The following is a 2,877-nucleotide window of genomic DNA, read 5'->3' as shown; positions in this document are numbered from 1 at the left end:
GCCTCGTGCTGGCGCTTGCCGCCTATTTCGGCTTCGCCAAGGCGCTCGGCGTCAACATCGGTGCCGGCCTGATCGAGAACCAGCTCAACGCGCTGATGGGCGCCATGCTCGGCGGCAAGGGGGGCTGAGATCATGGACACGCTCAGCCATCTCGCGCACGGGTTCGCTGTCGCCTTCACGCCGACCAACCTGTTATGGTGCCTTGTCGGCACGACGCTCGGAACGGCGATCGGCGTGCTGCCCGGGCTCGGGCCGGCGCTGACCATCGCGCTCTTGTTGCCGATCACCTACCAGGTGGCGCCGGAGGCCTCGTTCATTTTGTTTGCCGGCATCTATTACGGCGCGATGTATGGCGGCTCGACGACGTCGATCCTGCTCAACACGCCTGGCGAAAGCGCCACGATCGTCACCGCGCTCGAGGGCAACCGCATGGCGCGTTCGGGGCGCGGCGGGGCGGCGCTCGCCACCTCGGCGATCGGCTCCTTCGTTGCCGGCACGCTCGGCACGCTGGGTGTCGCCTTCCTGGCTCCGACCGTGGTCAAATACGCGCTGAAGTTCGGGCCGGCCGAATATTTCTCGCTGATGGTGCTGGCCTTCATCACCGTCTCGGCGGTGCTCGGTTCGTCGTCGGTGCGAGGACTGACCAGCCTGTTCGCCGGCTTTGTCGTCGGCATGATCGGCGTCGACCTGCAGACCGGACAGCCGCGCTTCACCTTCGGCACGGCCGAATTGCTCGACGGTGTCGACGTCATCATCATCGCGGTCGGCCTGTTCGCCGTCGGCGAGACGCTCTACATGGCCTCGCGCCGCTATGCCGGCAAGGACGAGATCGTGCCGCTGAAAGGTTCGCTCTACATGACGGCGGCCGAATGGGCGCGCTCGTGGAAGCCTTGGCTCAGGGGCGCCGCGATCGGCTTTCCGATCGGCGCCATGCCGGCCGGAGGCGCCGAGATCCCGACCTTCCTGTCCTATGCGATCGAGAAGAAGCTTTCGAAGCATAAGGAGGAGTTCGGCACGGTCGGCGCCATCGAAGGCGTCGCGGGGCCGGAAGCCGCCAACAATGCATCGGCCGCCGGCGTCCTGGTGCCGATGCTGACCCTCGGCCTGCCGACCTCGGCGACCGCGGCGATCATGCTGTCGGCCTTCCAGAGCTACGGCATCAATCCGGGGCCGCTGCTTTTGACGACGCAGGCCAATCTGGTCTGGGGCCTGATCGCCAGCCTGTTCATCGCCAACGTCATCCTGGTCGTCCTCAACCTGCCGCTGATCGGCCTTTGGGTGCGGCTCCTGAAGATCCCGGCGCCGCAGCTCTATGCCGGCATCCTGGTGTTCGCCACCGTCGGCACTTACGGCATCTCGCAGTCCCCGATCGATCTCGCGATCCTCTATCTCTTGGGCGCGGCAGGCTTCCTGATGCGGCGCTTCGATTTCCCGACAGCGCCGGTGATCATTGGCATGATCCTGGGACCGCTTGCCGAAACGCAGTTCCGCCGCGCGATGACGATAGAAAACGGCGACTGGACGGTGTTCTTCCGGCATCCGCTGTCGCTGACGCTTTTGACGCTCGCCTTCATCGGCCTTGTCGGGCCGCATATCTGGGCCTGGATCGAGCACCGGCGCAGGCGCGGGCCGGAGCATGTGCCGGGCGATGCCTGACCGGGTTGGAGCATCATGACAGACCTGCTTTCCGGTATCCGCGTCCTCGACCTCACCAATGTGCTGGCGGGTCCCTACTGCGCCTACCAGCTGGCGCTGCTCGGCGCCGACGTCATAAAGGTCGAGGCGCCGCCGGGCGGGGATCTTGCGCGCCAGCTCGGCGCCTCGCCTGAACTCAACCAGGCCGGTATGGGGGCCTCGTTCCTGGCGCAGAACTCCGGCAAACGATCTGTTGTGCTCGACCTGAAGAAGCCCGACGATCGCGAGCGTTTCCTCGACCTGGTGGCGACGGCCGACGCGCTGGTCGAGAATTTCCGGCCGGGGGTGATGAATCGCCTCGGCCTCGGCCATGAAAAGCTGAAGGAAGTCCGACCGGGCCTCGTCTATTGCGCGATATCCGGTTTCGGCCAGACCGGGCCGATGCGCGGCAATCCCGCCTACGACCAGATCATCCAGGGCCTGTCGGGGATCATGAGCATTACCGGCACGCCGGAAACGGCGCCGCTGCGCGTCGGCTATCCAGTGGCCGACACGCTGGGCGGGCTGGTCGGCGCCTTCGCCATCGCCGCGGCGCTGGTGAAGCAGAAGACAAAAGGCGAGGGCGCCTTTCTCGACGTCTCGATGCTCGAATGCACGCTGTCGGCGCTGGGCTGGCCGGTGTCGAACTATCTGACGGCTGGCGTCGAGCCAAAGCCGATGGGCAATGAGAACATGACGGCCGCACCTTCCGGCGCGTTCCACACCGGCGAGGGGTTGCTCAACATCGCGGCCAACAAGCAGGAGCAATTCGTGACCCTTTGCGGGTTGATCGGGCGGCCGGAGTTGGCGTCGGATACACGCTTTGCCGAGCGCGAGACGCGCAAGCAGAACCGGGCAGCGCTGAAGGTGCTGATCGAGGACGCGCTTGGCAGCGCTTCGGCGGCGACGTGGGAAGAGAAACTCAACCGTGCCGGCGTGCCGGCAGGGCGGGTGCTGACGATCCCGCAGGTGCTCGAGGAGCCTCAGGTCACCGAGCGCGGCATGGCTTCCTCGTTCGAGGGCATGTCCGGCATGGATCGGCCGCTGACGGTGGTGCGCGGCGGCTTCATGGTCGACGGCGTGGCGCCCACGCCAACGGCACCGCCGCCGCGCCTTGGCGAGCATACGGACGAGGTGTTCGCCGCCTTGCCCGGGCGCGGTACGTCGAGGGCGCAGGCATGAGCGAAGATAAAAAGACCGGCC

General features: G+C 66.4%; 2 protein-coding genes. Both read left to right on the top strand.

Features of this window, described 5'->3' with window-relative positions:
- Nucleotides 1-132 precede the first annotated feature (132 nt).
- A complete protein-coding gene (locus EOA27_RS30260) occupies nt 133-1,656 on the top strand; it encodes a tripartite tricarboxylate transporter permease (protein ID WP_126081217.1) in 1,524 nt (507 codons plus the stop codon).
- Nucleotides 1,657-1,671: 15 nt separating this feature from the next.
- A complete protein-coding gene (locus EOA27_RS30255) occupies nt 1,672-2,856 on the top strand; it encodes a CoA transferase (RefSeq protein WP_126081218.1) in 1,185 nt (394 codons plus the stop codon).
- Nucleotides 2,857-2,877 lie beyond the last annotated feature (21 nt).

The organism is Mesorhizobium sp. M2A.F.Ca.ET.037.01.1.1, from assembly GCF_003998075.1.
GTDB lineage: Bacteria > Pseudomonadota > Alphaproteobacteria > Rhizobiales > Rhizobiaceae > Mesorhizobium.
This window is presented reverse-complemented; position numbering and strand designations above follow the sequence as displayed.